This is a genomic window from Solirubrum puertoriconensis (assembly GCF_001483135.1).
Lineage (GTDB): Bacteria > Bacteroidota > Bacteroidia > Cytophagales > Hymenobacteraceae > Solirubrum > Solirubrum puertoriconensis.
In genome coordinates, this window is the sequence record NZ_LNAL01000008.1 from 708,393 (window position 1) to 734,842 (window position 26,450).

Annotated in this window: 21 protein-coding genes and 1 pseudogene; 7 read left to right on the forward strand and 15 right to left on the reverse strand. The window is 55.9% G+C overall.

What is annotated here, in order from left to right; translation table 11 throughout:
- Positions 1–47: 47 nt before the first annotated feature.
- Positions 48–3,413 carry an RHS repeat domain-containing protein gene (locus ASU33_RS17210; protein ID WP_160328233.1) on the reverse strand — a complete coding sequence of 1,122 codons (3,366 nt, stop codon included), beginning with the start codon at positions 3,411–3,413 and terminating at the stop codon, positions 48–50.
- Positions 3,414–4,468: 1,055 nt separating this feature from the next.
- The gene (locus tag ASU33_RS17215; RefSeq protein ID WP_059072063.1) at positions 4,469–4,711 is read right to left on the reverse strand and encodes a hypothetical protein; all 243 of its coding nucleotides are present in this window, start codon (positions 4,709–4,711) and stop codon (positions 4,469–4,471) included.
- A gap of 177 nt (positions 4,712–4,888) precedes the next feature.
- On the opposite strand from ASU33_RS17215, the gene ASU33_RS17220 reads away from it, so the two are divergent.
- On the forward strand, positions 4,889–5,986 hold the full coding sequence (locus ASU33_RS17220; protein WP_059072064.1) for a type I restriction endonuclease: 1,098 nt from the start codon (positions 4,889–4,891) through the stop codon (positions 5,984–5,986).
- A gap of 442 nt (positions 5,987–6,428) precedes the next feature.
- On the opposite strand, the gene ASU33_RS17225 is transcribed toward ASU33_RS17220, so the two are convergent.
- Positions 6,429–7,055, reverse strand: a complete 627-nt coding sequence (locus tag ASU33_RS17225) for a recombinase family protein (RefSeq protein ID WP_059072065.1) — start codon at positions 7,053–7,055, stop codon at positions 6,429–6,431.
- A gap of 272 nt (positions 7,056–7,327) precedes the next feature.
- Here ASU33_RS17225 and tcmP point away from each other — a divergent pair, with 272 nt between their 5' ends.
- Both tcmP and ASU33_RS17235 read left to right on the forward strand, forming a co-directional pair.
- The gene (gene tcmP / locus ASU33_RS17230; RefSeq protein ID WP_059072066.1) at positions 7,328–8,482 is read left to right on the forward strand and encodes a three-Cys-motif partner protein TcmP; all 1,155 of its coding nucleotides are present in this window, start codon (positions 7,328–7,330) and stop codon (positions 8,480–8,482) included.
- Positions 8,482–9,195, forward strand: coding sequence for a DUF5131 family protein (locus tag ASU33_RS17235; RefSeq protein ID WP_059072067.1), 714 nt, complete (start codon positions 8,482–8,484; stop codon positions 9,193–9,195). The genes tcmP and ASU33_RS17235 overlap by 1 nt, the downstream gene beginning before the upstream one ends.
- 62 nt (positions 9,196–9,257) lie before the next feature.
- On the opposite strand, the gene ASU33_RS17240 is transcribed toward ASU33_RS17235, so the two are convergent.
- The 9 genes and pseudogenes from ASU33_RS17240 to ASU33_RS17280 form a co-directional block, all read right to left on the reverse strand.
- Positions 9,258–9,767, reverse strand: a complete 510-nt coding sequence (locus tag ASU33_RS17240) for a hypothetical protein (RefSeq protein WP_059072068.1) — start codon at positions 9,765–9,767, stop codon at positions 9,258–9,260.
- A 34-nt stretch (positions 9,768–9,801) separates the two neighbouring features.
- Positions 9,802–10,269: a hypothetical protein gene (locus tag ASU33_RS17245; RefSeq protein ID WP_059072069.1), complete on the reverse strand. Its 468-nt coding sequence runs from the start codon at positions 10,267–10,269 to the stop codon at positions 9,802–9,804.
- Between the two features lie 64 nt (positions 10,270–10,333).
- Positions 10,334–11,008: an ADP-ribosyltransferase gene (locus ASU33_RS17250; RefSeq protein WP_059072070.1), complete on the reverse strand. Its 675-nt coding sequence runs from the start codon at positions 11,006–11,008 to the stop codon at positions 10,334–10,336.
- Positions 11,009–11,021: 13 nt separating this feature from the next.
- Complete coding sequence (locus ASU33_RS17255; protein ID WP_149867283.1) at positions 11,022–11,411, reverse strand: hypothetical protein; 390 nt, start codon at positions 11,409–11,411, stop codon at positions 11,022–11,024.
- Between the two features lie 343 nt (positions 11,412–11,754).
- Positions 11,755–12,816: pseudogene (locus tag ASU33_RS17260) on the reverse strand (YifB family Mg chelatase-like AAA ATPase); the annotation flags it as partial.
- A gap of 74 nt (positions 12,817–12,890) precedes the next feature.
- Positions 12,891–13,496, reverse strand: a complete 606-nt coding sequence (gene lpcA / locus ASU33_RS17265; protein ID WP_059072072.1) for a D-sedoheptulose 7-phosphate isomerase — start codon at positions 13,494–13,496, stop codon at positions 12,891–12,893.
- A gap of 9 nt (positions 13,497–13,505) precedes the next feature.
- Complete coding sequence (locus ASU33_RS17270; RefSeq protein ID WP_149867284.1) at positions 13,506–14,075, reverse strand: hypothetical protein; 570 nt, start codon at positions 14,073–14,075, stop codon at positions 13,506–13,508.
- A gap of 170 nt (positions 14,076–14,245) precedes the next feature.
- Positions 14,246–16,093: an ABC transporter ATP-binding protein gene (locus tag ASU33_RS17275; protein ID WP_059072074.1), complete on the reverse strand. Its 1,848-nt coding sequence runs from the start codon at positions 16,091–16,093 to the stop codon at positions 14,246–14,248.
- Positions 16,094–16,252: 159 nt separating this feature from the next.
- Positions 16,253–18,124 carry a capsule assembly Wzi family protein gene (locus ASU33_RS17280; protein ID WP_059072075.1) on the reverse strand — a complete coding sequence of 624 codons (1,872 nt, stop codon included), beginning with the start codon at positions 18,122–18,124 and terminating at the stop codon, positions 16,253–16,255.
- A 135-nt stretch (positions 18,125–18,259) separates the two neighbouring features.
- On the opposite strand from ASU33_RS17280, the gene ASU33_RS17285 reads away from it, so the two are divergent.
- Together ASU33_RS17285 and ASU33_RS17290 are read left to right on the forward strand one after the other, a co-directional pair.
- Complete coding sequence (locus ASU33_RS17285; RefSeq protein ID WP_059072076.1) at positions 18,260–19,024, forward strand: alpha/beta fold hydrolase; 765 nt, start codon at positions 18,260–18,262, stop codon at positions 19,022–19,024.
- Between the two features lie 5 nt (positions 19,025–19,029).
- Complete coding sequence (locus tag ASU33_RS17290) at positions 19,030–19,323, forward strand: hypothetical protein (protein ID WP_059072077.1); 294 nt, start codon at positions 19,030–19,032, stop codon at positions 19,321–19,323.
- A gap of 159 nt (positions 19,324–19,482) precedes the next feature.
- On the opposite strand, the gene ASU33_RS17295 is transcribed toward ASU33_RS17290, so the two are convergent.
- The 3 genes from ASU33_RS17295 to ASU33_RS17305 all read right to left on the reverse strand — a co-directional run bounded on the left by ASU33_RS17295 (position 19,483) and on the right by ASU33_RS17305 (position 23,077).
- Complete coding sequence (locus tag ASU33_RS17295; protein ID WP_078063223.1) at positions 19,483–20,655, reverse strand: TonB family protein; 1,173 nt, start codon at positions 20,653–20,655, stop codon at positions 19,483–19,485.
- Between the two features lie 110 nt (positions 20,656–20,765).
- Complete coding sequence (locus tag ASU33_RS17300; protein ID WP_286130713.1) at positions 20,766–21,854, reverse strand: energy transducer TonB; 1,089 nt, start codon at positions 21,852–21,854, stop codon at positions 20,766–20,768.
- Between the two features lie 224 nt (positions 21,855–22,078).
- Positions 22,079–23,077 carry an aspartate-semialdehyde dehydrogenase gene (locus ASU33_RS17305; RefSeq protein ID WP_059072080.1) on the reverse strand — a complete coding sequence of 333 codons (999 nt, stop codon included), beginning with the start codon at positions 23,075–23,077 and terminating at the stop codon, positions 22,079–22,081.
- Between the two features lie 93 nt (positions 23,078–23,170).
- Between ASU33_RS17305 and ASU33_RS17310 the strand changes: the two genes are divergently transcribed.
- Positions 23,171–25,780, forward strand: coding sequence for a lamin tail domain-containing protein (locus ASU33_RS17310; protein WP_059072081.1), 2,610 nt, complete (start codon positions 23,171–23,173; stop codon positions 25,778–25,780).
- Positions 25,781–26,017: 237 nt separating this feature from the next.
- A complete protein-coding gene (locus tag ASU33_RS17315; protein ID WP_059072082.1) occupies positions 26,018–26,422 on the forward strand; it encodes an SPW repeat domain-containing protein in 405 nt (134 codons plus the stop codon).
- Positions 26,423–26,450 lie beyond the last annotated feature (28 nt).

Below are 26,450 nucleotides of genomic sequence, written 5' to 3' on the forward strand. Positions count from 1 at the left end.
GAGATGAGGTCAAATAAGGCTGCCGCCCGAGCAATGGATGCCCGCAATCACGGTTGGAAGTACCTGTACTCGTGCTGACTGACTATACGCCCTTGCTCATCACGCGCGAGCAGCAACCGACCCAAAGCATCGTATTCGTAGGTCACCATGCGATTTGCAGGATCGGTGCGGGAGGTAACACCTCCTAGACCATCGTAGGTTAAGCTCGTCATTTGTGCACTAACAGGGTGCAGACGAACCTCGTCAATCTCTATCGCGCGTCCGTAAGCTTCGATATTCACCGAGCCGGTCGGGATGGCTGGCGTACCCTGCGTGATGCGAATGCGTGAACGGACCAGCGCGAAGCCCTTCGCATTCAGCGGGCTTTCGGTCCACTTGAGCTCCTGATCGGTAAAAACTGCAATGTTGTTTCCCCTGCCGCCTTTGGCGTAGAAGGTTAGTTCGTAGTCACCCGGCGGCAGGTTATCCCGGCGAACGCCCCAGCCCCCGTCTAAGCGGTAGCTGCGTTGGCCGGTGATTGCCGAGGTGCTTAGCAGCCGGGGATTAAACTGCCCGTCCGCGCCGCCAAAGCTCCACCCGCCCGCGCTGCCCGGCTCAAAGCTCGTGTACGCGATTTGAGCCTCGGTGGCGAACTTGACTTCGGCAATTGGCCTTAAACCGCCTTCGCCCCAGAGGTAAGCCGTGGGCACGTCGCCCGTAAGCGCCTGGCGCTGCAACTGCCCCAGGGAAGAGTAGAAAAACTCTGCACGCGCTTGGTAAGCCTGCGGATCGGGTAGGAGCGACGTAAACAGACGGCCTGAAGCGTCTTTGTTCTCGCTTGCGGGTGCAGCTGCGGGCCGCGAGAGCGCAGCCACGTACACCCGGGAAGGCAGCGGACCCGCCGTCGCGCTGGGGGCGTACCGGGTCACCTTGCCCCCCAACCATTGCGGAGCTTGGCTAATTGAGTGGACCCATTGCTGCTCCTCCACGGGCAGGCTGACCATGAACTTGTCCTGCAGCTGGGTAAGGCCTGGGTCCACGTTCGCGGCGTAATCCGGCGCGTACTTGAAGCGGGTTACCTGCACGCGCCCGCTGGCGTCGGTGACCTCCCGGCGCGCGGGTTGCAGGTGGGCGGGGTTCTCGTACACCAGCTTCGTGGTGGTGGTTTGGCTGCGGCCCTGCCCGTCGTAGCGCGTCTCGTCCGTGCGCGTCAGCGGCCACCACCCCACCCGGGTTTCGTAGGATTGCGCCAGGATCGTCCGGCAGGGTTCCTGGCTTCCTTCCTGCAGGTCCCCAAACGCGCCGGCAATCGATAGTCCTCGGATGTAGGTTTCCTTGACCAGGGGGCTGCCGTACTGGTGGGCCGTGCGCCGCACCAAGCGGATGTCGAGGGGGTTAAACGGATCGCCGTTCTCCCTGACCGCGTATTCCAGGGTTTGCAGCAGTTGGCCGTTTTGCTCGTCGAAGGCGGCAGAGACGAAGCCTTGATCGGCGACGTGGCTGTCGCTCAGGTCAACGCTTGCTGCGCCCTCGTTGCGGAAAACGGAGGTGGTGCGCAGGCTGGTGCCGCGGTGGCGCTGAATGACCGTCACCGTGTCGTAGCCCACCGCACTGCCTTGCGCGGAACCGTTGCCGCTGGCCACGTCCTCGGCCGAATGCACCACGTATCGGCACAAGGTTTCTTCTCCTAAGCCGGAAAAGCACGTGTTGGGCTGGGCTTCGGAGGTGGTTTTCACCACCATGTACGCCGTAGGGGAGTGAAACACGGGCTGGTGAATCAACCGCCCGGTTGAGCGCGTATGCCGGTCGTTGTCGTAGTAGTACTCCTTTACCTGGTCACGGGCGGCATCGACTCCGTCGCGGGTGATGATGCGCTTGATCCGGGTGCCACCGCCAATCTGCTTAAGGGTGGAAAGCACCGTCCGGGCCGTGAAGGCGATGGTCACGTGGGCACTTAGGGTACGCGCCTCGTCAACCCGCAGCACCGCCCGGTAGCGGCCCGCCGGCAAGGAGCGCAGCGCAGTCAGGTTCGGCAGCTGCTGGGGATAGGCGATTTCGTCAACAATCGCAGTACTACCTTCCGGGTACAGCCGCAGGCTGGCGTGCAGCTCGCTTACCGGCTCTTGGCCCGGCGACATGGAATTGTCAACCGCGAACGCAAAACTGACCGTCTGGGAAAAGGGAATCTCGAACGTTGTTTCCTGGGTCGGTTGGCCATTGCACCCTACCCCGTCGGGAGGCGTACCCGGTCCGTTTGCCTGGGCACACACGTCGCGGGTTTGGGGCGTGTCCTGGTGAAGGGGGCCGGCGACGTTGCTGAAATCGTGCGGCTCGAACTCAAACTCCGTGTGACCCCCAGTGGGGTACCCCACGCGTTGCAGCAGGCCAAACGTAACGTAGGTAGGGTGGGTGTCGCGGTTGGCGGGGGGCAACGGCTGCGGGTTCGGACCGGTCCACTTGGGGAACGGGTACTGGTTGCCCGCGGCGTTGTAGTAGCCCCAGCGGTCCACGTCGTACGTGCCCCGGGGCGGGGCCCACAACAGGTTGTACGCAAAAACGTGGGCCGGCTCGAGCACATCCGGCTGGCCGGCGGTTACGCCTACTTTCTGCACTTCTTTGAGAAACAACCGGCTTGGGTAGGTGCTGTCGTAGCGCAACCGGTATTCCAGAAAGCGCGAGCTGTCGGCCACGCTCTTGAGGCGGAGGACGTTGAGTTGGCGCAGGCCCGGCTCGTCGCTGCGGTTGGCCGAGCTGAGCAGGTCGATGCGGTGGGTGGCGCTGCTGATGCGCCGCAGGTACTTTCCGTTTACCCGCGTGCCGGGCCGGTCACCTAGGTTCAACGTGTTGGGGCACTCGCCGCACCTGGGATCGCCCACGTACGCCGTTTGGGTGCTCACGGCTTGGTAGCCGTCGGCGCGGGGGTAAGCGATCTCGGACGTGTAGTCGCCGTACGCAAAGTCGACTTGCTCCTGCTGGGGGGATACGATTTTGGTCAGGTACCACGCGGTTTGGCCGACGAAGCCGTTGCTGAAGGTCCACTCGTCAGCTGCGAACGTGTACTGCGTGCCGTCGGGAGTGGTCAGTACCCACGCCTGCTGGGTCGCGGGTGACGGGGCTTGGATGCGCAGGGGTTGGGCCGGAATGGTAAAGGGCTGGCCTTGTTGATCGAATACGATCTTGCCGGAGTAGCCCTGCACGTTAAAGGAAAACAAGTCCGGCTGGCTGTCCTTGAGCCCGCTGAGCACGTCCTGGATGTAGCGGTAATAGTTCGTCGGGTCGGCGTTGTCGTTCTGGTTGCGGCACCAGGTGCTGAACCCGTAGGGTATCGGGTATTGGTTCGGCCAATACGTGCCGAAATCCGGAATGCCCCGCACGGTGCGCGTGACCACCCCGCCGGCGTTCAACGTCCACCCCATGCCGGTCCACGGCGCCACCTGATCGGGGCGGACCGCGCTGGCGTGGTACTGCAGGGAAAGCGGCACGTTAACCGTGCGGCCGGGCAGGCTAAACAGGGGAATATCGACGGACGGGATACCGGTATACAAGCTGACCGGCACTTCCCCGTACTTGCCTAATGCCGCCGCATCAGGGGATGGTGGTAGTAGGTTTCGATTTATCAGGTTGGCACCCAGCGGAGGCTTAGAAGGCTGAGCTTGGATCGGAGTGGCAAGCAATAAGCTTACGAAACAAATAAGGAAGTAACTCTGCAGGTTAACAACAGAGGATAAAAGCTGGATCATTCAAAGATAAAAATTAATTATTTGGATTCGGACTAATCATTAAGGTATAAATCACCTTTTTGGCTGTTTATGGTCAAATAGGAGACCTGTTAAGTTATCCATGCGCTGTAGGCAATAATGGATATTCATGGAGCGAGTTCCGGAGTAAAGCTAGCAAGCTCCGTATTTATTTCAAGAGGGATATGAGTGCATACCGCTCTCCTACTTTAGATGTAAGTGCCCAAATACATTGTATTAGGTTTAGAAATTGCAAACGGCGCAGTCGATTTGCGAGGTGATTCCTCCAAATGGGGAGAACGTGCAAGTAGGCAGCCACTTGGTGGCGGGTGCCAGACTTGATGAGTCGTAAAGCAGGGTATAACCAGTACTTGTTAAATAGGTATTCATTTCTAATAAGTTTGATCACCTTTTTTCATGTCTGCATTCTGTTGTGATAGCTTAATGCCTGCTAATAGATTCTTCAAAAAAGCTCTTGGTTGAAATTTTAGCCTAAGTGAAAAAATAGTAGTGCGTATGTTGAATCACCAGATGTAGTTCTCAAGGCAAAATCAACCTCCATTTCATAGGTAATCGTCTGTCATTGGTGAGGGCCGCGTAATTATGAACGGTGAGCTCGTTGTTCTTCGGCTGATCCGGTCAACCTTGGCGATCGCCAGCACCTAGGCCAGAGCTACATGGCCTGCTGCAACTGCGGGCGAAGTGCTTGCCCGAAAAAAGCCCCGAATATAGATCGGGGCTTGTGTTTAACCCTATGCTTCCGGATTCTTCTTTGGGCGGCCTGGCTTGCGACCTGTCCCACCTGCTGTTGTACCGGCTTTGCGGCCTGGTTTTGCCCGCTTCTTGGGTTCGTAATTGTCGTCCAGTACAGCCGCTACTTCGTCAACGGCTACTTGCAATTTCCGAACGGCTGCTTTCAAGTCGCGCAGCTTGTTTTCGTTTTTTCCTGCATCGGCTAAAATGCCTTGCAGTTGGGTCAGGTCTAGATTGGTCATGTGTCGAAGATAAGACTCAGGCAAAGTTTACGCAATCAGGAAAAAATAGCTGGTGTCAGTTGCACCATAATTTCCTAAGTATATACATTGTGGCAGTGGTATTTGCAGTTGTTTAAATCCTACTACAGTTCCACTTTCAATTAGCTTACTCCTTCTATTTCTCTCAATACACAATCCATGGACTTTTCTGACCAAATCCGCGCTTTGGGCGAACGTATCGCCCGAATGAAAGAATCTATTGCGACTGAAGAAGCGACCAAAACGGCCTTTGTTATGCCTTTTTTGGCGGCTCTCGGTTACGACGTATTCAATCCCTTCGAAGTCGTTCCTGAATTCATTGCCGACTTAGGCTTGAAAAAGGGCGAAAAAGTCGACTACTGCATTCAAAAGGACAACCAGCCCATTATCATTATCGAGTGCAAGCATTGGAGCGAGAAGCTGGACCCCCATACCACGCAGTTGTTCCGCTATTTCCACGTTACCAGCACGCGCTTCGCTTTGCTGACCAACGGCATTCGCTACCGCTTTTACTCGGACCTGTTAGAGCCGAATAAAATGGACGAGAAGCCTTTTTGGGAGTTCGACATTACGGACCTCAACGACGCCGTCATTGCCGAGTTGAAGAAGTTTCACAAGTCGGCCTTCAACGTTGAGCAGATCTTAAGTACTGCTTCCGAACTGAAGTACACAAAGGGGGTGAAGGAGCTGTTGGCCGCCGAGCTAAAGGAGCCGTCAGTCGATTTTGTGCGCCTGTTTGCCAAGCAGGTTTATCCGGGTATGCTCAACGCGAAGGCAATGGAGCAGTTCACCGGCATTGTGCGCAAGTCGTCGCACCAATTGATTAACGAAATGATCAGCGACCGCTTGAAGTCAGCACTGGCTAAGGAGAACGAATTGGTAGAAATTCAAACGGTGGTTAGCGCCGCTCCCATTGAGACGCCAAGCGAAGCAACAGGCCCCCGTACTGAATTCACCGACGAAGAGCGCGAATCGTATCTGATCGTCAAGTCCATTTTGCGCCCCAAAGTGGACGCGCAACGCATTGTTTACCGTGACACTCAATCGTACTTGAACGTGCTCTTGGACGACAACATTCGCAAGACGGTATGCCGCTTGTGGCTCAACGGCAGCAAGAAGTACATTGGCTTCTTGGACGCGGATAAAAAAGAGACGCGTTACGAACTGGCTACTTTAGACACAATTTACGACCACGCGGATAAACTGTTTTCCACGCTTGAAGTCCTAGACAACAAACTGGCTAAGGCGGGCGTGTAGCGTACTTTTACACTTGGGTGCCGGTGGGAGCAATCCAACCGGCATTCTTTTTTCTACCCAACTCGCCCTCTGCGTGTTTAACTCCAGTTAAGGCTACAAGCTTGGTGAAGACTTAACTGAATTGTTAAATCGCTGAACCAGAGAGGTACAGCAACTCGCTGCTACTTCAACCTATAGAAGGATCCGGTTACCCGCCAACCTTCTGTGGAATACCTGCTGACGAGCTTGTTTTTAGCGGTGGTTATTTCCTTGCTTTTGAGTGGGGTGTTAACTGCGTTGCTTGCGGGGTTTGTTCTGCGAAAGTAAATCGTAAGCTACTTGGAGCGCGTAGCCATGTTGATGCCCTATACAGCGTGTGTGGTAAGCGCTTTCTTTTTCGTGGCCGAGTTTGTGTAGCTAACTAGTCCGCTTTCACAGCCGCCCTTTCCCAAAGCCGCTGAACTTACTTGTGGGTAAAAGCAGCGCCGCGTCGGGTCGTAAAACCAAGTTCATTCAGCTCGGCGGCTATCTGGCTGAAGCTGGCGTTTTGGGCATTTTTAGCCACTATCAGCGCAGTTACCTTGCGGTTGGCGTCGTTGTTCAGGGCGTTGGTCTTGCGCGTCTCTAATCCTTTCTTTCGCGCTTCTTCGGTCAGATTCTCCGGTGACCCAAGCTTCTTGCCGCTGCTTTTTAAAATTTGGAGCGCCTTACGGGTTCGGTCCGAAATCGTGTCGCGGTCCTGTTCTGTGAGGGCCGCGAAAATGTGAACCGTGAATTTGTTGGTTTGGGGATGGTCAGTAGCTACGAACTCCACCCCGGCATCCATTAGCGACGCAATGAAAGAGACGTTGCGGCTAAGCCTATCTAGTTTGGCTATAACGAGCATTGCACCCTTTCTCTTCGCCAACTGAATAGCCTTATGTAGCTCTGGCCGGTCGGAAATCTTACCCGATTCGACTTCGGTAAACTCCCCAAGCAACGCGCCGTCTTTGACAAACGCTTGCACCATGGTTCGCTGTGCTTCCAAGCCCAAGCCGCATTGCCCTTGTTTGGCGGTGTTGACGCGGTAGTAGGCAACGAAGGAAGTCATGGGTTTGCTGCTTAGGTTAGGGGTGTGCAGGAAATGTGATTGCTTTTGGACATTTCAAAAATGTCCGATTAAATAATGTCCATGCCATGGGCTTCACCAAGCATGAACGCTCGTTTAAGAATTGTGAAATGACGAGTTGCTATTACTGAACACACTTGGTGTGGAGTGCGATTTGAGTGATATTGCCGAGTAAAGCTTGTGTCTGTCAGATTGTATAGTCCTGTCAGTAACGCATTGCTAATAATTTGGGTATACTTACATAATTAACTAAAATGAGTAGCAAAGGCGTGTCCACAAAGAAGGTATTGCAGGAACACTCACAGGCTAAGGTGAAGCTCTATACTGAGTACTTGCGTGTGTACCTAAGCATCATGGGGAACACTCGCTTCTCCCGTATTCACCTGTACGATGTTCTTTGTGGGGAAGGTAAATACAAGGATGGAGCAGAAGGCAGTGCACTTAAAGCATTGCGTACTGTCCTTTCCTACTACTCTGATTACCCACATTCCCAATTGCGCTTGAACGTGCGCTTAAATGACTTTGGGCAGTCTGACGTAGAAGCAGGACTTCGAAAAATTGACCGTGTTGAAACTCACGCATCCAAAATTCCTCTTCCTACTTCAAAGGTGACGGTTGGTTACTCAGGAGTAGAGTATGCTGAAATGCTACAAGAGGTAGAGCAGACTGTCGCCAAGCTAAGTAGTGTTGAAAAAGCGCTGGTGTTTATTGACCCTTGGGGGTATAAATCAATTCGCCCTGGGCAGTTACAGTCTTTGTTCTCCTCTGGAAGCACCGAGATTCTCCTGTTTCTGCCTACAACTCACATGTATAGGTTTGCGAACAAAGCCGCAGAGGATATACCGGAAGAAGAGGTGCTTCAATGTTTTAAGCCGTTGAAGCGGCTGCTAGAAGAATTATTTGGTAGCAGTATTCCTCGGTTTTCCTGTCTTGATGATTTTGCCAAAGCTTTAAAAATTAAGTTGGCAGAAGCTTTGGGGGCGGAATATTGCTCTGCGTTTGCTTTAGAAACAAATGAATTTAATGAATATACTCTCTTCTTTTTTACGCCAAATGTAAAAGGGCTGGACGTGTTTAATCAGGCTTGCTGGAAACTTGATTCTAATTATGGGAGAAAATACTCCATGCGAGCTGCTTCCGGTCAAATGCTCTTGTTTGCTCCTCAGGACGAGCACATTGGTCAAGTTCGGGATTTAATCTTTTCATCCCCCGTTACGAACAGGCAATTATACGAGTTTGGGGTTAAGTGTGGCTACTTAACAAAAGCAACGAACGCTGCTCTTAATTGTCTTCGGGAAAGTGGAGAAATAGATGTCGTTGCTTTAGATGGTCTGGATAAGCCTAAAAAGAGAGCAAACTATTTGGATTACAAGCCAAAAAGAACAGTGCAATTTAAAAAAATGACATAATGGCCCAGTCGAGCATTGAGTGGACGGAAATGACGTGGAACCCAACAACGGGCTGTACTAAGATTTCAGCTGGTTGTAAGTTCTGCTACGCGGAAGTAATGACGAAGCGTTTGCAGGCAATGGGCTTGGAAAAATATGCTGACGGCTTCGCGGTGCGTACTCACCCAGACGCTCTTTCCCTTCCGTACTCGTGGAAAAAGCCGAAAGTAGTGTTCGTCAACTCTATGTCCGACTTGTTCCACCCCGAGGTTCCACTTGCTTTCATTCAGCAGGTCTTTGAGGTCATGAACAACAACCCGCAGCATATCTTCCAAGTGTTAACTAAACGTGCTGAACTGCTTTATCAGTACAGTAACAAGCTTCGTTGGACAGACAACATATGGATGGGTGTATCTGTGGAAAATGAAAAGGTTATGGACCGCATTGATTTTCTAAAAGGCACCGGTGCCAAAATCAAGTTCTTGTCGTGTGAACCACTGATTGGGCCTCTACCTAATTTAGATTTAACAGGTCTACAGTGGGTAATCGTGGGCGGCGAATCAGGCCAAGGAAATATCAGGTCCATGAAAGAAGAGTGGGTTATTGACATTAAAAATCATTGCCAACAACAAGACGTAGCCTTCTTTTTTAAACAATGGGGGGGGAAGAACAAGAAAGCAGCCGGACGCGAACTACAAGGAGAAATTTTTAGCCAAATGCCCATACTGATGTGAGGCTCGAATCATTCAATTAACCATGAAAAAAGCCACCTTCAAGGTGGCTTTTTTGCTACATGCTAATGCTTCGTAACTAGCTTTTCCTCCAAGTTATTTACCTTCTTTTTTAACTCTTCGACTTTCTTCTTTAGTTGCTTGTTTTCTCGAAAAATGTCAAAGCTAGACCAACTATCACATGTGCTTACCTCTTGGATAAATTCCACTACTTCTTTCGCTACATCTTCAACCGTAAAGGCTCTGGGGGTAAATCTGTGTTCTTGGACAATACCATGTGGGTCAATAAATTCAACTTTAATTGAGCAAGGGGTAAAGGCGTAATCGCTGTTCCAAGAGGCTGCCGTTCTCCATTTCCCGACTCGCAAACCTTGTTTATTGCCAGAATTAGAAAAAATATTGAGCTGTACCTGGATGTTAGTGCCAGCCCAAACCTTCTCACCTATATTCTTTTGAGGTACTAAAATAAACATAGGATTGGCTGCAACTGCTAACGGTATTGTTTCGAATTGAATGACATTGCTTGGCGAAAAGATGCCAAATATCTTGTTGTAGTTGGAGAAGAAGTAGTGCATAGCTTAAGGCGGTGTTCAGAAATTATTTCAGGGTTCAAATTAGACCGCCTACTCCCTTCACATTCAACCTAGCAAATGCCTTAACGCGCTCAAAGCTGGCCTTCGCTTCCTCCAACTCGGCATCCACAGGCTGCTTGGTCGAAACGTACTCTTCAAGCCCACTGCACACGGTCCACAGCAAGTCCGCGTAACCAAGAATCAGCAAGAAAAGCTGCTTCTTGTCGTCAGCAGCGTAGGACTTGTTTTTAATTGCCTTTACCAATTCCCCAAGCGCTTGCACTTCGTCCACAAACAGGTCGCGGAGCCGGGTGCGCTGATTCTGGTATTCAGCCATTACTTCGTACTCTACCGTATGGGCAGCGAAGGGGAAGGTGTCAGTGAAGCGTAGGCTGCTTTTGAAGCCTTTTTCTGCTTCGTAGAGGTTGGCGAGACGCTTTTGAATAGAAACCCAAAGGCCATTGCGTGCCTTGTCAAACGCGCTGATAGTATCGGTGCCGCTCATCTTCCTGCAAACTGGTTAACGGGCGGCAAAGGTAGGGGCGGAGTTGTAGAGGAAGCTGTTCACGTTAAATGATGCCCATATCACTCAAAGACAAAGGACCTAAGTCCTCATGGTCTTCATCATCTTGACTGATTGTGTAACCATTATAGGCCACAATATCAGCTTTAACATTGTCTACTTCTTCCAAGTAAACGCAAGTGTCCACTGCGGTTATTCTGAAAAGCGTGCCGCTCTTGTAAAGGGCTTCCGCTTCACCTAGTTGGAAGCCGGTAAAATCTGCAATCATTCTGGCTCGGGTATTAGCAGAAGCCTCAATTTGGAACGTAGGGTCTACTGGACACCGGTCGCGTTGGCTGAATGTTGACCAGAAAGATGGGACAAGCAGAACTTTCCCAATGTGCTTCTCAGCCCATTTTAACTTTTCTTCTAAGAAATGTTCCACTCTCCACAAGGTAGTATTGGGTGGAGATGGTAACTCGTCAATAATCCGGTTCAGAAGTTCTGCATTATGCTCGTAGTAGAGGCTAGTGATTCTCTTCTCTCCACGTAGGTACTCATTCAAGCCTTGGTAATTTCTTTCTTGGTACGACCGCACGATGCTCCGGGCTAATTTGTCAACGTCCTTTTCCTCTATTGCCCGTTGAAACCAGTAGGGTATGTCGTCGTTGTAGTGAACCTCTGCCTGTTCCTGTTCGCGCAAGTCGTAATGCTTCTGAAACAGGTCTACGGTTAAAGACATAGCGCAAACTTTCTTATTGGGTAGGTTGGGAAGGATGGGAGTAATCAATGAGCTTTATAAGCTCTTGAATAAGGGCTGCTGGAACAGAGTGTAAGCCAGCTTTGTCAAAGTCATCAGCTGTAACCAAGCCTAGGTTTGGCTGAACCTTCCGCAGTCTAACAATTGCATCTGGCTCAATTGCCAGTAATTCCTGAATTAGCTTGTGAGGGTGTGCATATGCAGTGTTTGGGATAATGCGTTCTGCATAGGCCCGATCCAGAGCATAATCTTCTGTCATCAGAACCGAAAAGTGTGTTGCAACACCTTCTTCAAGGTTGTTTGTTGTTTTCGTTTGGCCGTCAGTTACAAGGACATGGAGCATTTCATGTGAAAGTTGAAAAACTGCCTCTCGACGGTCTTCCAATACTTTCGGTGTTAGGTTTGCTACAACATAATTGTGACCGCATAGTTGGGGGTACCAAATACGGGGACTAGTAATGTTAACAACTTGAACACCTCCGAACGGCAGGGTACTAGTTCTTCTCCCATAAAGGCTCTCAGCTCTGCCCAAGAACTCCAACGCATAAGTGGTCAGTGTCCAACCTTTACATCTACCAGTACTGTCTATATCAGTAATCAAGATTGAAGGGTCTGCACTTGCCAAAGGGTTTGCTGTTTGTAAGTTTCAAAGAATCTGCACGAGACAGCTTGTTATTAAAAGCTGGTACTAACTTTTTAAATAACTGATTGTCAGCGTTGGTTTAGTTGCACGGGCACGGGTTCATGCTGGCAATCAGCATAAAATTCGCCGGATAGTCAATACTCACCTTGGCGCGCGAAATCGTAACGCGGCGCTCCTCCAAGGGCTGGCGCATTACCTCCAGCACCGTGCGCTTAAACTCCGGCAGCTCATCCAGAAACAGCACGCCGTTGTGCGCCAGCGAGATTTCGCCGGGCTGCGGGTTACCGCCTCCGCCCACCAAGGCTACATCGGAGATGGTGTGGTGCGGCGAGCGGAACGGCCGCGTATTCAGCAGCGAAGCATTGGTGCCCAGTTTTCCGGCTACCGAGTGAATCTTGGTGGTTTCCAAGGCCTCGTGCATGCTCAGCGGCGGCAAAATGCTAGGTAGTCGTTTGGCCAGCATGGTTTTGCCAGCGCCGGGTGGGCCTATCATAATGACGTTGTGCCCGCCAGCAGCCGCAATTTCCATGGCCCGCTTGATGTTCTCCTGGCCTTGCACATCGGCAAAGTCGGCGGCGTACTGGTTGGCCGAGTGCTGAAACACGTCGCGCGTGTCAATCTTCAGCGGCTCGATGTGCTCACGCCCCTCGAAAAAGTCAATGGCCTGTTGCATCGTCTCGACGGGGATGACGTCGAGGTTATTTACAATGGCTGCTTCGGCGGCGTTCTGCTTCGGCAACACAAAACCCTTGAAGCCCTCTTTGCGGGCCTGAATGGCAATGGGCAGCACGCCTTTCACAGGGCGCAACTCACCATCGAGGGCCAGCTCGCCCATGATAATGTACTGACCCAGCTTATCGGTGCTGATTTGCTGCGAGGCGTGCAGGATACCTAGGGCAATGGGCAGGTCGTAGGCCGAGCCTTCCTTGCGGATATCGGCGGGAGCCATGTTGACCACCACCTTGGTGCGCGGCATGTGGTAGCCCCGCACGCGCATGGCAGCTTCTATGCGCTGTTGGCTTTCCTTAATGGCATTATCGGGCAGGCCAACCACAAAAAAGTTGGTGCCTTGCGATACAGCAACCTCAACGGTAATGGTGTAAGCGTTGACACCCTGAACGGCCGAACCGTAGGTTTTGGTAATCATTCGAGCGAAAGCAATCAGCTAAACAGGCAAAAGGAAGCCCGCCTCGGAGGGGGCGGGCTTTACCTTAAGCAAATTTACAAAGCATCTGGCTGCTTGGCGACTACAAGTCGCTCGATCAGCATAATCAGGATGTGAATAACCTTGATGTGTATCTCCTGAATGCGGTCGGCGTAGCCGGCGTGCGGTGCCCGAATCTCAACATCGGCCAGGCTGGCGAGCGGGCCACCATCTTTGCCCGTGAGGGCCACCACCCGCATGCCGGCGGCTTTGGCAGCTTCGGCGGCACGCAGCACGTTGGGCGAGTGGCCGCTGGTGCTAATGGCCAGCAGCACATCGCCAGGCCTGCCCAGCGCCTGCACGTAGCGGCTGAACACGTACTCGTAGCCGTAGTCGTTGGCTACGCAGCTCATGTGCGATGCCTCGGTAAGCGCAATGGCGGCTAAAGCGGGGCGGTCGTGCCGGTAGCGGCCGCTCAGCTCTTCGGCAAAGTGCTGGGCATCGCACAGCGAGCCGCCGTTGCCGCAGCTCAGGAGCTTGCCGCCTTGCTGCAGGCTAGTGGCCATTAACTGAGCGGCTTGCTCGATGCGGGCTAGGTTGGTGGGCTCGGCCAAAAAACGCTCGAGCACGGTGCGGGCTTCCGTTAGTTCAGCCCGAATAAGGTCGGTGAGGGTATCTGCCACGCCGCGAAGTTACACAGCGGGGCGGTCGTTCGGGTATGGTGGGGTATTGGTGGGGTGCGGGTGAATGGTAGTGGGCGGTACGGCGCTGGGGGGCAGGTCGGCGGCGGAGGGTGGGGGCACGGTGGTGCGCGGCAAATCCTGGTCGTAGCCTTCCTCGAGCGGGCGTACGGGCGGCATGGTGGTGCGGGCAATGCTGCCGGGGGCGGCTTGCGGCTGCGGGGCTGCGGTTTGCGGAGTTACTACTGGCTCGGCAGGGCGGGGCGTGCTGGTGCCTCCCGTGCGCCACGATTGGTCGCGTTGCTCCAGTTGGTGGTCGTAGAGCTTGGCTTTCAACTCGTTGATCTTGGCCTCGTAGTGCGTGACGTTGCGGCGCAGCGCTACGGTGTGGGCGTTTTCAACGAGCAGCAGTAACAGCAGCAAGCCGGCGCCAATCAGCATCATTGTAAACCAGAATTCATCGGGCCGGCTGTTGAATATGCTCATCATGGCATCGCGGGCACCGCCGGTAACGGCAAATAGCAGCGCCAGCAGCAAGTAAACCATCACCAGCACGGTGACTATTCGGCGGAGGGATATCATACAGAAAGAGGTTTGTGGAGGAGTGCAGCGCGGCCGCCTGGCAGCGCCGTGGAAATATACCTCTTTACGTATAGTTGCCCGAACAAGTGGCGCAAGGCCCATTTCCTAAGTAATAACCGCCCAAAAACACGAGCGGCGCGGAGGGTGGTCCGCGCCGCTCGTGAGCAGGGTTAGGCTAGTGCCGGATTGCTTTGCATTCGGCTGAGGCGAGCGTAGAGCCCGTCGGGCTTGTTCAGCAGCTCGTCGTGGGTGCCACGCTCCACAATACGGCCGTGTTGGAGCACCACAATCTCATCGGCGTGCTGCACGGTGCTGAGGCGGTGGGCAATTACCAGCGAGGTGCGGTTCGTCATGAGGCGGGTTAGGGCTTCTTGCACCAGCTTTTCGCTTTCGGTATCGAGGGCCGAGGTGGCTTCGTCGAGGATAAGAATAGGCGGGTTGCGCAGAATGGCACGGGCAATGCTCAGGCGCTGCCGCTGCCCACCCGAAAGGCGCGTGCCCCGGTCGCCGATGATGGTGTTGTAGCCCTCGGGCGAGGCCATGATAAACTCGTGGGCGTTGGCAATTTTGGCAGCCTCAATTACCTCCTGCTCCGTGGCGTCTTGCTTGTTGAAGCGGATGTTGTTGAAAATGGTGTCGTTGAACAGGATGCTCTCCTGCGTAACAATGCCCATTTGGTCGCGCACCGAGTGTAGGGTGCAGTCGCGCAGGTCGTGCCCATCGATGAGGATTTGCCCCGCGGTGGGGTCGTAAAAGCGCGGCACCAAGTCGGCCAGGGTGCTTTTGCCACCGCCCGAGGGGCCCACCAGCGCCACGGTTTTGCCTTTGGGTACCGTCAGGTTGATGCTCTCGAGCACGGTACGCTCGCCGTAGCTGAAGGCCACTTCGCGGAACTCTACTTCGCTAGTGAAGGCGGGTAGCACTTGCGCGTTGGGCTTGTCTTTGATGGTGGGTTCAGTGTCGATTACCGACAGCACCCGCTCGCCGGCCACCAAGCCGCGCTGAATGTTGCTGAACGCCGACGATAACGCCTTGGCCGGCACTAGCACCTGCGAAAACAGCACAATGTAGGTAATGAAGTTAGCGGCCGTCAGGTCCGATTCGCCGCCGAGCACCAGCGTACCGCCGAAGTACAGCAGCGCCGCCACCACCGATACACCCGCAAACTCCGAGAACGGCGAGGCCAGGTCGCGGGTGTTGTCGATGATGCGCTGGGTACGGGCGTACTGCTCGTTCTGGTCGTGAAACTTTTCCAAGATGTACGGCTCGGCGTTGAAGGCCTTAATCACGCGCACGCCACCTAGGGTTTCATCAATCACCGTGAGCATCGAGCCCAGCGTTTTCTGGCTTTGCTGCGCTTGCCGACGCAGACGCTTCGAGATGCCCGCAATCAGCCCGCCCGAAATCGGCAGCAGCAGCAGGGTAAACAGCGTCAGCTTCACCGACATAAAGAACAGCACCGCGAAGAAGCTGATGATGCTGAGCGGCTCCCGGATTACGGCCGTGAGCGAGTTCACCACCGAGGTTTCAACTTCCTGCACGTCGTTGGTGAAGCGCGACATCAGGTCGCCCTTTTTGGCCGAGGAAAAGTAGCCCAGTTGCAACTGCGTTACGCGCTGGTAGAGGGTAGCGCGCATGTTTCGGATGACGCGGGCGCGCACCTTGGCCAGCAAACGCAGCCCTAGGTAGCGGAACACGTTGCTCAGAAACACCGACACAATCAGCAGCGTGCACACCCAGGCAAGGGCCGCCAACCGGCCTTCCGACACAATAACGTTGCGGAAGTGGTAGTTGAACGTTTCGGTTACGAACGACAGCGACGGGGTGAAAGCCGGCGGCGCGCTCGGAGCCTCGGCCAGCATCTTGCCCGTGGTGTCGAACAGGATGTTGAGCAGCGGAATGAGCATGCCGAAGTTGGCAATGCCAAAGAAGATGCCCAGCACCGTGAAAAGGATGTACTGAGGCAAGAAATCGGCGTAGGGCCGCGCAAAACGCAGAATGCGGAGGTAAGTCTTCATCGGAGCTGCAAAGGTAACCCCTGCCAAGGAGCTACCCTCGGTAGTCGGCAAAACGTGGCGTGTACTTTACCTCATTAACAAGCACGGCGCCCCAACGACCTAGGCCATTGGGGCGCCGTGCGCAGGTGGACGCGGCTCGTAAGGTGAGCCGCGCCTAGGTTAAAACTCGAGCAGGCGCTGCGCGGCATTCCAGCGCAACGACACCGACGGAATAATGGTGTTGCCGAACAGGTTGCTGTTGCGGGCAATCAGCTTGGCATCGAACCACAGATTGTGGCGGGCTTGCCAGGTGGCCGTGAGGTCGGTGTGCAGCAGATTGTAGCGCTGCCCATCGGCAGTGCGGTAGCCGTAGTCGATGAGGTTGCCGGCGGCGTCGCGCGGGCGGGTGTTGTACGAGCGCAGCACGTTGGAGCCGAGGTTGGTATCCTCGCCGCGGTCGTTGAAATCGATGCCCTGCTGCACGTAAAAGGCTTTGCCCACCAGCGTAAGGCGGGGCAGTGGCTGGTACGTGAGCACGCCTAGCACCTCGCGCAGGTTGGCGCCCATGGGGTGCGCCAGCGGCTGGCCGTAGTGCTCATAAGCGCGAAACAAGTCGGTGTGCTGGTAGGTGTACGGCCGCACGTAGTTGAACTCGACCTGCATATCCAGATTGCGCAGGCCCAGCACATCGATGTACTTACCGCCCAACTGAAACGCTTGCTTGTTGCCCCACCAGCCATTGCCGGCGCGTACTTGGCTCACAATAAGCTCATCGAGCACTACCTGGCCGTAGAGCTGCCCGCGCTTGCGGATGTTCCACTTGAAATCGGCGCCTAAGATGGCGTTGTCGTTCGAGCCGACATGCTGCTCGATGCTGCGGTAGAAGATGAGGGGGTTGAGGTACTGGAGCTCAAAGCGGCCCTTGCCGCGCCCAAACATCACTGACTCGAATACGCCCACGTTCAGCGACGGCGTAATGTCGAGGCTGAGGTGGTGAAACGCCATGTACTTCTTCTGGAAGATGGTGTCGCGGTCGGGCGTCCGCTCCGCTGTCAGCTCGGCGAAGATGTTCTGGTAGTTGAACTTCCAAACGCGCGTGTTTAGCTTCAGGAAGAAGTACGGTGCCGAAAAGTCGCTCAGGATTAGCGAGCGGTAGCCGTTGCCCACAAAGTTGCGGTCGTGGCCGAGCTGCACGTTGATGTGCTTGGTAGCGGCGTAGGTAACGTAGCCGCGCGCCGTCAGGAAGTCGTATTGGCCGCGCTTGTCCTTGAACAGTTTCCAGTACCCCTCGTTTGGTACGGCGTTGTCGCGCTCCACACGCTGCTGCACGTACAGCGGCACCGCGGTTTGGTTATCAACGAAGTAAGTGAAAAAACCCAGGCGCTTATCGATGGTGCCCTCAAGAACGGCGCCGCGGGTATTCACGAAGCGCAGGCCGTCGGAGTCGGTATCGGTGCCCACCTGAAAGTGCAGCACCGGGTTTACGCGCAAGGTGAAATCGGGCGTCTCAACCTGGTACAAGTTGGCTTGCTCGTCGCGCAGGTAGCGGCCAAACGACTTGAAGATGGAGCCCCCAGAGGCCTCGCCCGAAACCACACCTAGGGTGTTGTCGCGCAGCAGGTAGCGAGTGTTAAACTCGTCGGCTCTCGAAAACTGCCTATTGGCTTGCTGGCCCTGCTGCATGCGCAGTCCGAGGCGTGCCACCGCAGCGCGGTTGTAAGGGCGGTTGGTGGTGTGAATATCGCCTACCGAATCGGGTCCGTACTTAATGGCGTAGCGGTCGATGAGGCGGTACACGTCGTGGTCGAGCGGTACGTACACGGGCGCCTGCAGCAGCGGCTTGGCATCAGTAGCCTCGATGCGCTCGGGCGTGGGCTGCTGCGTTGGAGTTGGCGTTGCCGTTACGGGAGCTGGCGCTGGCTCCGGTGCCGAGGCGGGTGGCACCTGTACGGTATCAACGGGTTGGGGCTGAACGGGCGTCGGAACCTGCTGCGCAAAACCTGTGGCAGCCGGAGCCAGGCCCAGTAAAATCCAGAGAAGGCGGTTGTTCATAGGAGAAAGTAAGCGGGCTGCATACGCAAACCGCTTTGGCGAAGCTACAACTCGGCCGCCGAAAACCGCCCGGCTTCACCTAGGGCGCCGGGCCATCCGTAGATTTGTTGCCTTCGCACCACGTATACTGCGCCTATGACGACTGCCTTACCCGCCATTGTGTTGCTGCACGGCTTTGGCGAAAGCCGCGAAATCTGGACTGAGTTCACCCGCGAGTTTCCCGACGACGAGTACCGCCTGCTCACGCCCAATCTGCTGGGCTTCGGTACCAACATCCACGACATTCGCGACTACAGCATGGAGGCCCAGGCCCGCTACCTGGCCGATTACCTACGCCAGCGCGGCTGCGAACGGGTGCTGCTGGTGGGCCACAGCATGGGCGGCTACGCGGCCCTGGCCTTTGCCGAGCGCTACCCCAACATGGTGGCCGGCCTGAGCTTGTTCCACTCCACGGCCTTGCCCGACACCGACGAGAAGAAAGCCAACCGCGACAAAAACATCGACTTTGTGCAGCGCCACGGCGTCGATAAGTTCATGGAGTCGTTTATCCGGCCGCTGTTTGCGCCGGCCAACCGCGAGCGGCTGGTGCAGGAGCGCGAGTTTCTGGAGGAAATTGGCAAAGCCACGCCCAAGGAAACCGTAATCGGTGCCCTGCGCGCCATGAAAGACCGCCCCGACCGCACCCACGTGCTGCGCGAAGCCCGCTACCCGGTGCAGTTTATTGTGGGCAAAGAAGACGTGGCCGTAACGGTAGAAAGCGTGTTGCCTCAGCTAGCCATGCCCGCCGAAAGCCACGTGCTGCTGCTCTCCGACGTTGGACACCTAGGGTACTTCGAGCGCCCCGACGAAACCCGCCGCGCCGTGCTGGATTTTGCTGGCCGGGTATACGGCAAAGACTAGTGCCCATGCTGCTCAACATCCAAACCTGGGAGTTTTGGCGCATGACGTTCGGGCTTTTACTACTGGTTGTGGTAGGGCCGATGCTGCTGGGTGGATTAGCTTATTGGCTGCTGAAAAAGCGACACCCGCTGTACCGGGCCAACCCTTGGCCCAGCTTGTTGGGTGCGGTAGTGCTCAATGTAATTGGGCCGAAGTTTTTGCCGATGGCTACCAGCAGCTTCCTTATGATTTTGGGGATGGTAACGTTGCCGCTTGCAGGAGGGGCCTTGGGTTACTTCTGGGTGCGGAAACCCCTCTGACTACGGCAGGTGCCAGGCATTCAGAAACACGTACTCCTGATGCGACACTTGTGCAGCTAGCGTAATCGGTTAGGGCAGTCGTAATCCCTGTAAAGCACACGGCCCCGGCTTCGGTACGTACCGAAGCCGGGGCCGTGTGCTTGCTTTGAGCTGATTGATTCAACGCGTATACGCGCGGGCACCTGGGGCAGGACGGGTAATCGGGCCCTTAATAGTGAAAGTTACCGGCACCAGGAAGAAGCTCCGCACCGGCTTACCGTTTTCGAGAGCCGGGTAAACCGGCGGCATTTGCGAAATGGCGCGCACCGCCTCGGAGTCGAGTTCGGGGTCGGCCGAATTTACCACGATGGGATTTTCCACACGGCCCTCTTCGCTTACTTCGAGGAATACGATAACCTGCCCCTGAGACCCAGCACGCAGGGCGCTAGGTGGATACTTGACATTTTGACTTAGGAACCGCAATACAGCGTCGGGGCCTCCCGGAATAGCTGGCGGCTCAGTCGGAAACAGCCGAATTTGATTCAACAGCGTTACCGTTCCTGAAAGGCCATCGAACAGCACTGGCACCACCGCCGAGCCTTTAACGGCTTTGCCGTTGCGCTTGGCAGCCTGCCAAGTAAGGCCCGTGTGTAAGGCTGATGTGGCAGCAGCTATAAGTTCTTTGTCGGGGGCTTGTAGTGCCTTGCTGGCGTTTCGCTGCCTGCCTTTCGTTGAGAATGGTGTGGCATCCAGCACTTGGCCCGTCGAGTCGATCAGCACCTTCACGAACACTAGCGCCGACGTTTTAGCTTGTCGAGCGGCTTCGGGATAGGGCAGGGTATTTTTGAGATGCGCGGCTAACGCTTCCTGGCCACCCACAGGCTTAGGTGGGTACGCCTCGGTGACAGGGCGGGGGCCCGGTAACAACGGCTGCACCGGCGGCAGCGGGAAGTTGATTTGCAGGGTTTGCGCCACGTGCACGGCCCGGCCATTTTGCTTGCCGGGCTCCCAGGCCGGCATCATCTGCACGAGGCGCAACGCTTCGGCCTCGAATACAGGGTTGCTGCTCTTTACAATTTTGGCGTGCTCTACTGCACCCGTTGGGTTTACCACAAAGTTCACGAACACTTTGCCATCGAGGCGTTGTGCGGCGGCCTCGGCTGGGTACTGCCGGTTTTTGTTGATGAAGGCGTAGATAGAATCCGATCCGCTGCCCCGGAATTTGGGCATTTGCTCCGCGAAAGTGTACACCGCAGCAGGTGCCGGTGCTGCCGAGCTGGGGCTTCCTGATTGACCTAGGGTGGTGGTGGCCACTAATAACCCAGCACCGCAGAATAGAGAACGTAATAACATGCCACAAAAAAAGCCTGGTTACGCTGCTGTTGAGCTTAACCAGGCTGTAATTTTTTCGGCAAGATTTACTTGATCAGACCTTAGCACGTGACTGGGTCCTATGTGTTGGATTATTTCTGCGTCAGCGAAAACGTTACCGGAAGTATTACCTCAACCCGGGTCGGACGACCCCGATAGCGGGCTGGTTTCCATGCGGGCATCGACTTTAATAGTCGGATGGCTTCATCGTTGAGTAGCGAATCGGGGCTCCGGAGCACTACTGGTTGCTGTACCTGGCCAGTAGAGTCAAGCTCAAACCTTACAAATACTTCTCCTTCCAGATTTCGCTGCTTTGCTTCAGCCGGATACTGCAATTCTCGAGCAAAGAAGCGTTGAATGCTTACGATGCCGCCTGGGTTGCCAGGATAAATCGGGCCACCGTCGTAAGGGTACTTGTTTGTAAGCCCAGTTGCAATGGCAGGAGTTGTAGGCGTTGGGGCGGCAACTGTCGGTGGTGTATTGCCGGGTTCCGTGCCAGGCAGACGGAACCTCACGGGTAACGTGTAATATACATTTACTGCTTGCCCATTTTGCTTGCCTGGAATCCAGGGGATTGACATGGCTTGCACCACGCGCATCGCTTCGGCATCGAGTTGTGGATGGACTGTCTTGATGACCTTAAACTGCCTGAGTTGGCCGGTAGTGCCCACGATAAACTGCACCAGTACCTGCCCTTGTACCTTATTGCGCAGCGCCTCGGGCGGGTATTTAAGATTGGCTTTGAGGTACTGCTGGTACCGCTCCATGCCTCCTTCGAGCTGCGGTATCTGTTCCACAAAGGTGTACACTCCGGCGTTGGGGTCGAAAGGAGCGGCTCGTTGCGCCGGAGCAGCGGAGACTTCTTTGCTTCCCGGTGAGGCCGGCGCGGGCAACTGAAATGTTATTGGAAGCGTGTAGCTCACTCTCACCGGCTTGCCCAGATTCCTGCCCGGTTCCCAGGGCGGCATGGCAGCGATAACGCGCATAGCCTCGTTGTCGAGCACTGGATGCACGCTCTTTGTAATCTTTATTGATTCCAGAGCCCCGGTGAGGCTCACCACGAAATTGACCTCTACTCGCCCTTCGAGACGCTGGCGGATAGCTTGGGAAGGATAGCGCACGGTTTTCGCCAAGTATGCGCCAATTGAATCACCTGTAGCTGACCCTCTGAAGGTGGGCATCTTCTCCACGAAGGTATACACCTGGTCTCCTTTGGTAGCAGCGCGAGCAGAAGCTGGAGTTTGCTGAGCACTGGCCAATAGCGGAAGCGCACCTAGGAGCGACGCGAATGCAACACGATGGAGTAGCATTTGAGCAGATAAAAGCTGGACGGATTGACGACAATATAAAAAGACAATCGGCCTTCCTCCCGAAGGAGAAAGGCCGATTGTAAATCACACGAAGGCTATGCTGTAATCAGCCCTTGCCGGAGCATGTACTCGGCAATTTGCACGGCGTTGGTAGCGGCGCCTTTGCGCAGGTTATCGGCCACTACCCACATGTTCAGCGTGTTCGGCTGCGATTCGTCGCGGCGTAGGCGGCCTACCAACACGGCGTCTTTGCCGTGGGCATCTTTGGGCATTGGGTAGCGGTTGTTGGCCGGGTCGTCAACCACCTCTACGCCTTCGGTAGCTTCAAGCAGGCGGCGTACTTCGCCTAGGTCGAAGTCACGTCCAAACTCCACGTTCACCGACTCGGAGTGGCCGCCGATTACCGGGATGCGCACCGTGGTAGCAGTTACCCGAATGGTGTCGTCGCCCATAATCTTCTTGGTCTCCTTCACCATTTTCATCTCCTCCTTGGTGTAGCCGTTGTCCTCGAACACGTCGATGTGCGGCAGCACGTTCAGGTCGATGGGGTGGGGGTAAGCCTTGGAGGTTACCTCGCCGCCGGCGCGCTCCTGCATCAGCTGGTCAACGGCTTTTTTGCCGGTGCCGGTTACGCTTTGGTAGGTGCTCACCACCACGCGCTCCACTTTGTAGGCCTCGTGCAGCTTGCTCAGGGCCAGTACCATTTGGATGGTGGAGCAGTTGGGATTGGCAATAATCTTGTCCTCCGGGGTGAGCACGTGGGCGTTTACCTCGGGCACCACCAGTTTCTTGGTGGGGTCCATGCGCCAGGCCGAGGAGTTGTCGATTACCACAGTGCCTACTTCGGCAAAGCGCGGCGCCAACTCTTTCGACACCGATCCACCAGCCGAGAAAATGGCTACGGCCGGGCGGGCCGCAATGGCGTCCTCCATGCTTACCACCGTAAACGGCTGGCCTTTGAAGTGGATGGTTTGGCCCACCGATTTCTCGGAAGCTACGGGCAGCAACTCGGTTATCGGAAAATTGCGCTCTTCGAGCACTTTAAGCATTTCGCCACCCACTAGGCCGGTGGCGCCTACTACGGCTACTTTCATATTCAGTATCAGCGGAAAGCTGCTTTGGGCAAAGCAGAACGCAAAAGTCGTTAAAAGCGAAGTATTTTTGGAGAATATCTATTGCTATCCTCTATGCTGCTACGCCTACTTTACTTGTTAGGGCTGGTGCTACTGACGTTGCCTGCTACTGCACAATTAGCCGAAAACTTTGCCGACGGCGACTTCAGCCAAAATCCTGCCTGGGTAGGCGATGCAGCCGCTTTTCAGGTAAACGCTCAGCAGCAGCTGCAAAGCAACGGGCCGGCCATAACCGGCTCGCAAATTCAGCTGGCCACCCCGCAACAAGCGGCAACCGGCACCACCTGGGAATTTTGGGCCAATCTGCGGCTGGCTACTTCGAGCGGCAACCTGGCTGATGTGTGGCTGATGTCGGAACAAGCTGACCTAAAAGCCACCGCCAACCGTGGCTACTTTGTGCGCCTGGGTGGTACGCCCGACGAGGTAGCCCTGTTCCGGAAGGACGCCGGCGCCAGCCCGGTGTACGTCATCAACGGGCAGGATGGCACCATTGGTTCAACCACCAACAACCTGGTGCGCGTGCGGGTAACGCGCAGCCCCGCCAACGTTTGGACACTGGAGCGCGACCTCACGGGCGGCCGCACCTTTGCCAGCGAGGGCACCGCCACCGATGCCACCTACCAGCGCAGCCAGTACCTAGGCGTGCTGCTCACGTACTCGGCCGCCAACAACCGCAACTTCTATTTCGACGATTTTCGGGTTACCGATGCCACGCCGCCGCAGTTGGTAAGCGCCACAGCCGTGTCGGCTACGCAGGTTGATGCGCAGTTCAACGAGCCGGTTGCGGCGTCGGTAGCGGCCAATTCGTTTCGCCTAGGTAATGGAGTGGTGGCCACCGCCGCGCAGCCCGATGCGGCCGACGCCAGCCTGGTGCACCTCACCTTCGTCAGCAGTTTGCCCCTAGGTCAGAGTACCTTGGAGGTGCGCAACGTGGCCGACCAATTTGGCAACACGGCCGTTGGGCCGCTTACGGCTACGTTTCGGTTCAGTGGAGCGTTGGTAACACCGGGCGTCAATCAGCTGCTCATCACTGAAATCATGGCTGATGAAACCCCGCAGGTGGGCTTGCCGGCGTCGGAGTACCTCGAAATTCATAATCCGTCGGCCACCAACCAGCTCGACCTAGGCGGCGTACGCCTGCTGAAGCCCGGTAGCAGCTCGGCGGCGGTGTTCCCGGCGGGTGCTGTGTTGTTGCCGGGCGAGTACGCGGTGGTGTGCGCCAACACGCGTACGGCGCAGTTCACCGGCTACGGCAAAGTTTTCGGGCTCACTAACTTTCCAAGCCTTACCAACACCGGCGACCAGCTGCTGCTGCGCGGCCGCGATGGGCGCACGCTCTTCGAGGTGCGCTACGCCGATACCTGGTACCGCGACAACCGCAAGAAGGAAGGAGGCTGGGCCTTGGAGCTGATTGACCTAGGCAACCCTTGCGGCGGCGCCGAAAATTGGCAAGCCAGCCTCGATGCCAGCGGCGGCACGCCCGGCCGTGCCAACTCGGTGCAGGCCGCCAACCCCGACCGCACCCCGCCACAGCTGCTGGCCGCGGTGGCCCTTACGGCTACGCGCCTGCGCCTCACCTTCGCCGAAAAACTCGACAGCACTCTGGCCAGCAACCCTGCCCTGTACCGTCTGCAGCCCAGTGGTGCGGTACAAAGCGCTGCCGCCGTGCCGTTCGACTTCCGTACCGTGGAGCTTACCCTAAGTGCCCCGCTCACGCCCAACCAGCCCTACACCGTGCAGGTGCAGCGCGCTACCGATTGCGTAGGCAACGCCGCGGGGCCGGTTACCTCGGCCACCATTGCGCTGCCCGTGCCTGCGGCGGTAGGCGATGTGGTCATCAACGAGCTGCTGTTCAATCCGCGTTCGGGCGGCTACGATTTCGTGGAGCTGCTTAACCGCTCGGCCAATTACCTCAGTCTGCAGGGCTGGCGCATTGCCCGCGAGCTGCCCGATGGCTCGCTCGATGCCCACAACATCAGCTCCGAGCCGCTGGTGCTGGCGCCCGGCCAGTTGGTGGTGCTCAGCGAGCGGCCCGAAATTGTGCAGGCACAATATCCCAACAGCCACGAGGCCACGGCCTTTCTCCCGCCCGTAAGCTTGCCCTCCTTGCCCGACGATGCGGGCGTGGTAGCCGTGCTCGACGCGCAAAACCGCACGATTGACAGGTTGGCCTATACCGAAGCCATGCACCTGCCGCTGCTCGATACCCGCGACGGGGTTTCGTTGGAGCGCATTCGGGCCAGTGGGCCCAGCACCGCTGCCAACTTTCATTCGGCGGCCAGCAGCACGGGTTATGCCACGCCCGGGCGCCGCAACTCGCAGTACCAAGCCGAGCCCGGCGGCGACAAACAGTTTACGCTCGAGCCCGAAGTATTCACGCCCGACGACGACGGACAGCAGGATTTTACTACCCTCAGTTACCGCCTCGATGCCCCCGGCTACGTGGCCAGCGTAACCGTGTACGATGCCCTAGGTCGGCTCACGCGCCGCTTGGTGCGCAACGAAACGTTGGCAACTACCGGCTTTTTCCGCTGGGATGGCCTGACCGATGCCAACCGCAAAGCCGCTATGGGTTACTACGTGCTACACATCGAGCTTTTTCAGCCCAACAGCGGCACGCGGCGCGAGTACAAAAAAACGGTAGTGTTGGGTGCGCGGCTGTAGCTGTGGCGGCGTTCAGCTTTAGGTATAATCTTATTTTACCATGCAAATCCTATTGCCGCTTAAGGCAGGCAAATGTGTGCTTGTGTTTATTAATCAGTGCTTTATCTGTTGAGTTTAGATATGAAATAACCCCCTGGGATAAATACGGAAAAAGCAAGCTGGGCAATATCCATCTGGTTATGAGGGCGTAATAATGGACAGACTTCAATGTCCAACCCTTAACGTATCTGATTAGCCATGAAAATTCTGTCACCTTCCGCCCACGGCGTGCTCGACTACATAGTGTCCATGTTTTTCCTGCTGGCGCCGTTGCTGTTTGATCTGCAGCACCCATTCTCCACGGCGTTCTACGTGCTGGGGGCCGGCTACCTGGTTGTGGCCCTGCTCACTGATTACCCGCTCGGCTGGATGCGCATAATTCCCTTCCCGATGCACGGTGCCATGGAGCTCGTCAGCGGCCTGGCTTTCATTGCCCTGCCCTTCATCTTTGGCTTCTCCGATTCGGAGCCCGTTGCCCGTAACTTGTTTATCGGTTCGGGTATTATGTTCGTGATGTCGTGGCTGATTACCGACTGGAAAGCCGCGCACGGCCACAGCCACACCGGCACCCTGCTCACCGATGCCGGCGAAATGCGCCACTAAGCAAACTTGCTTGCAGCCTTAACGAAAG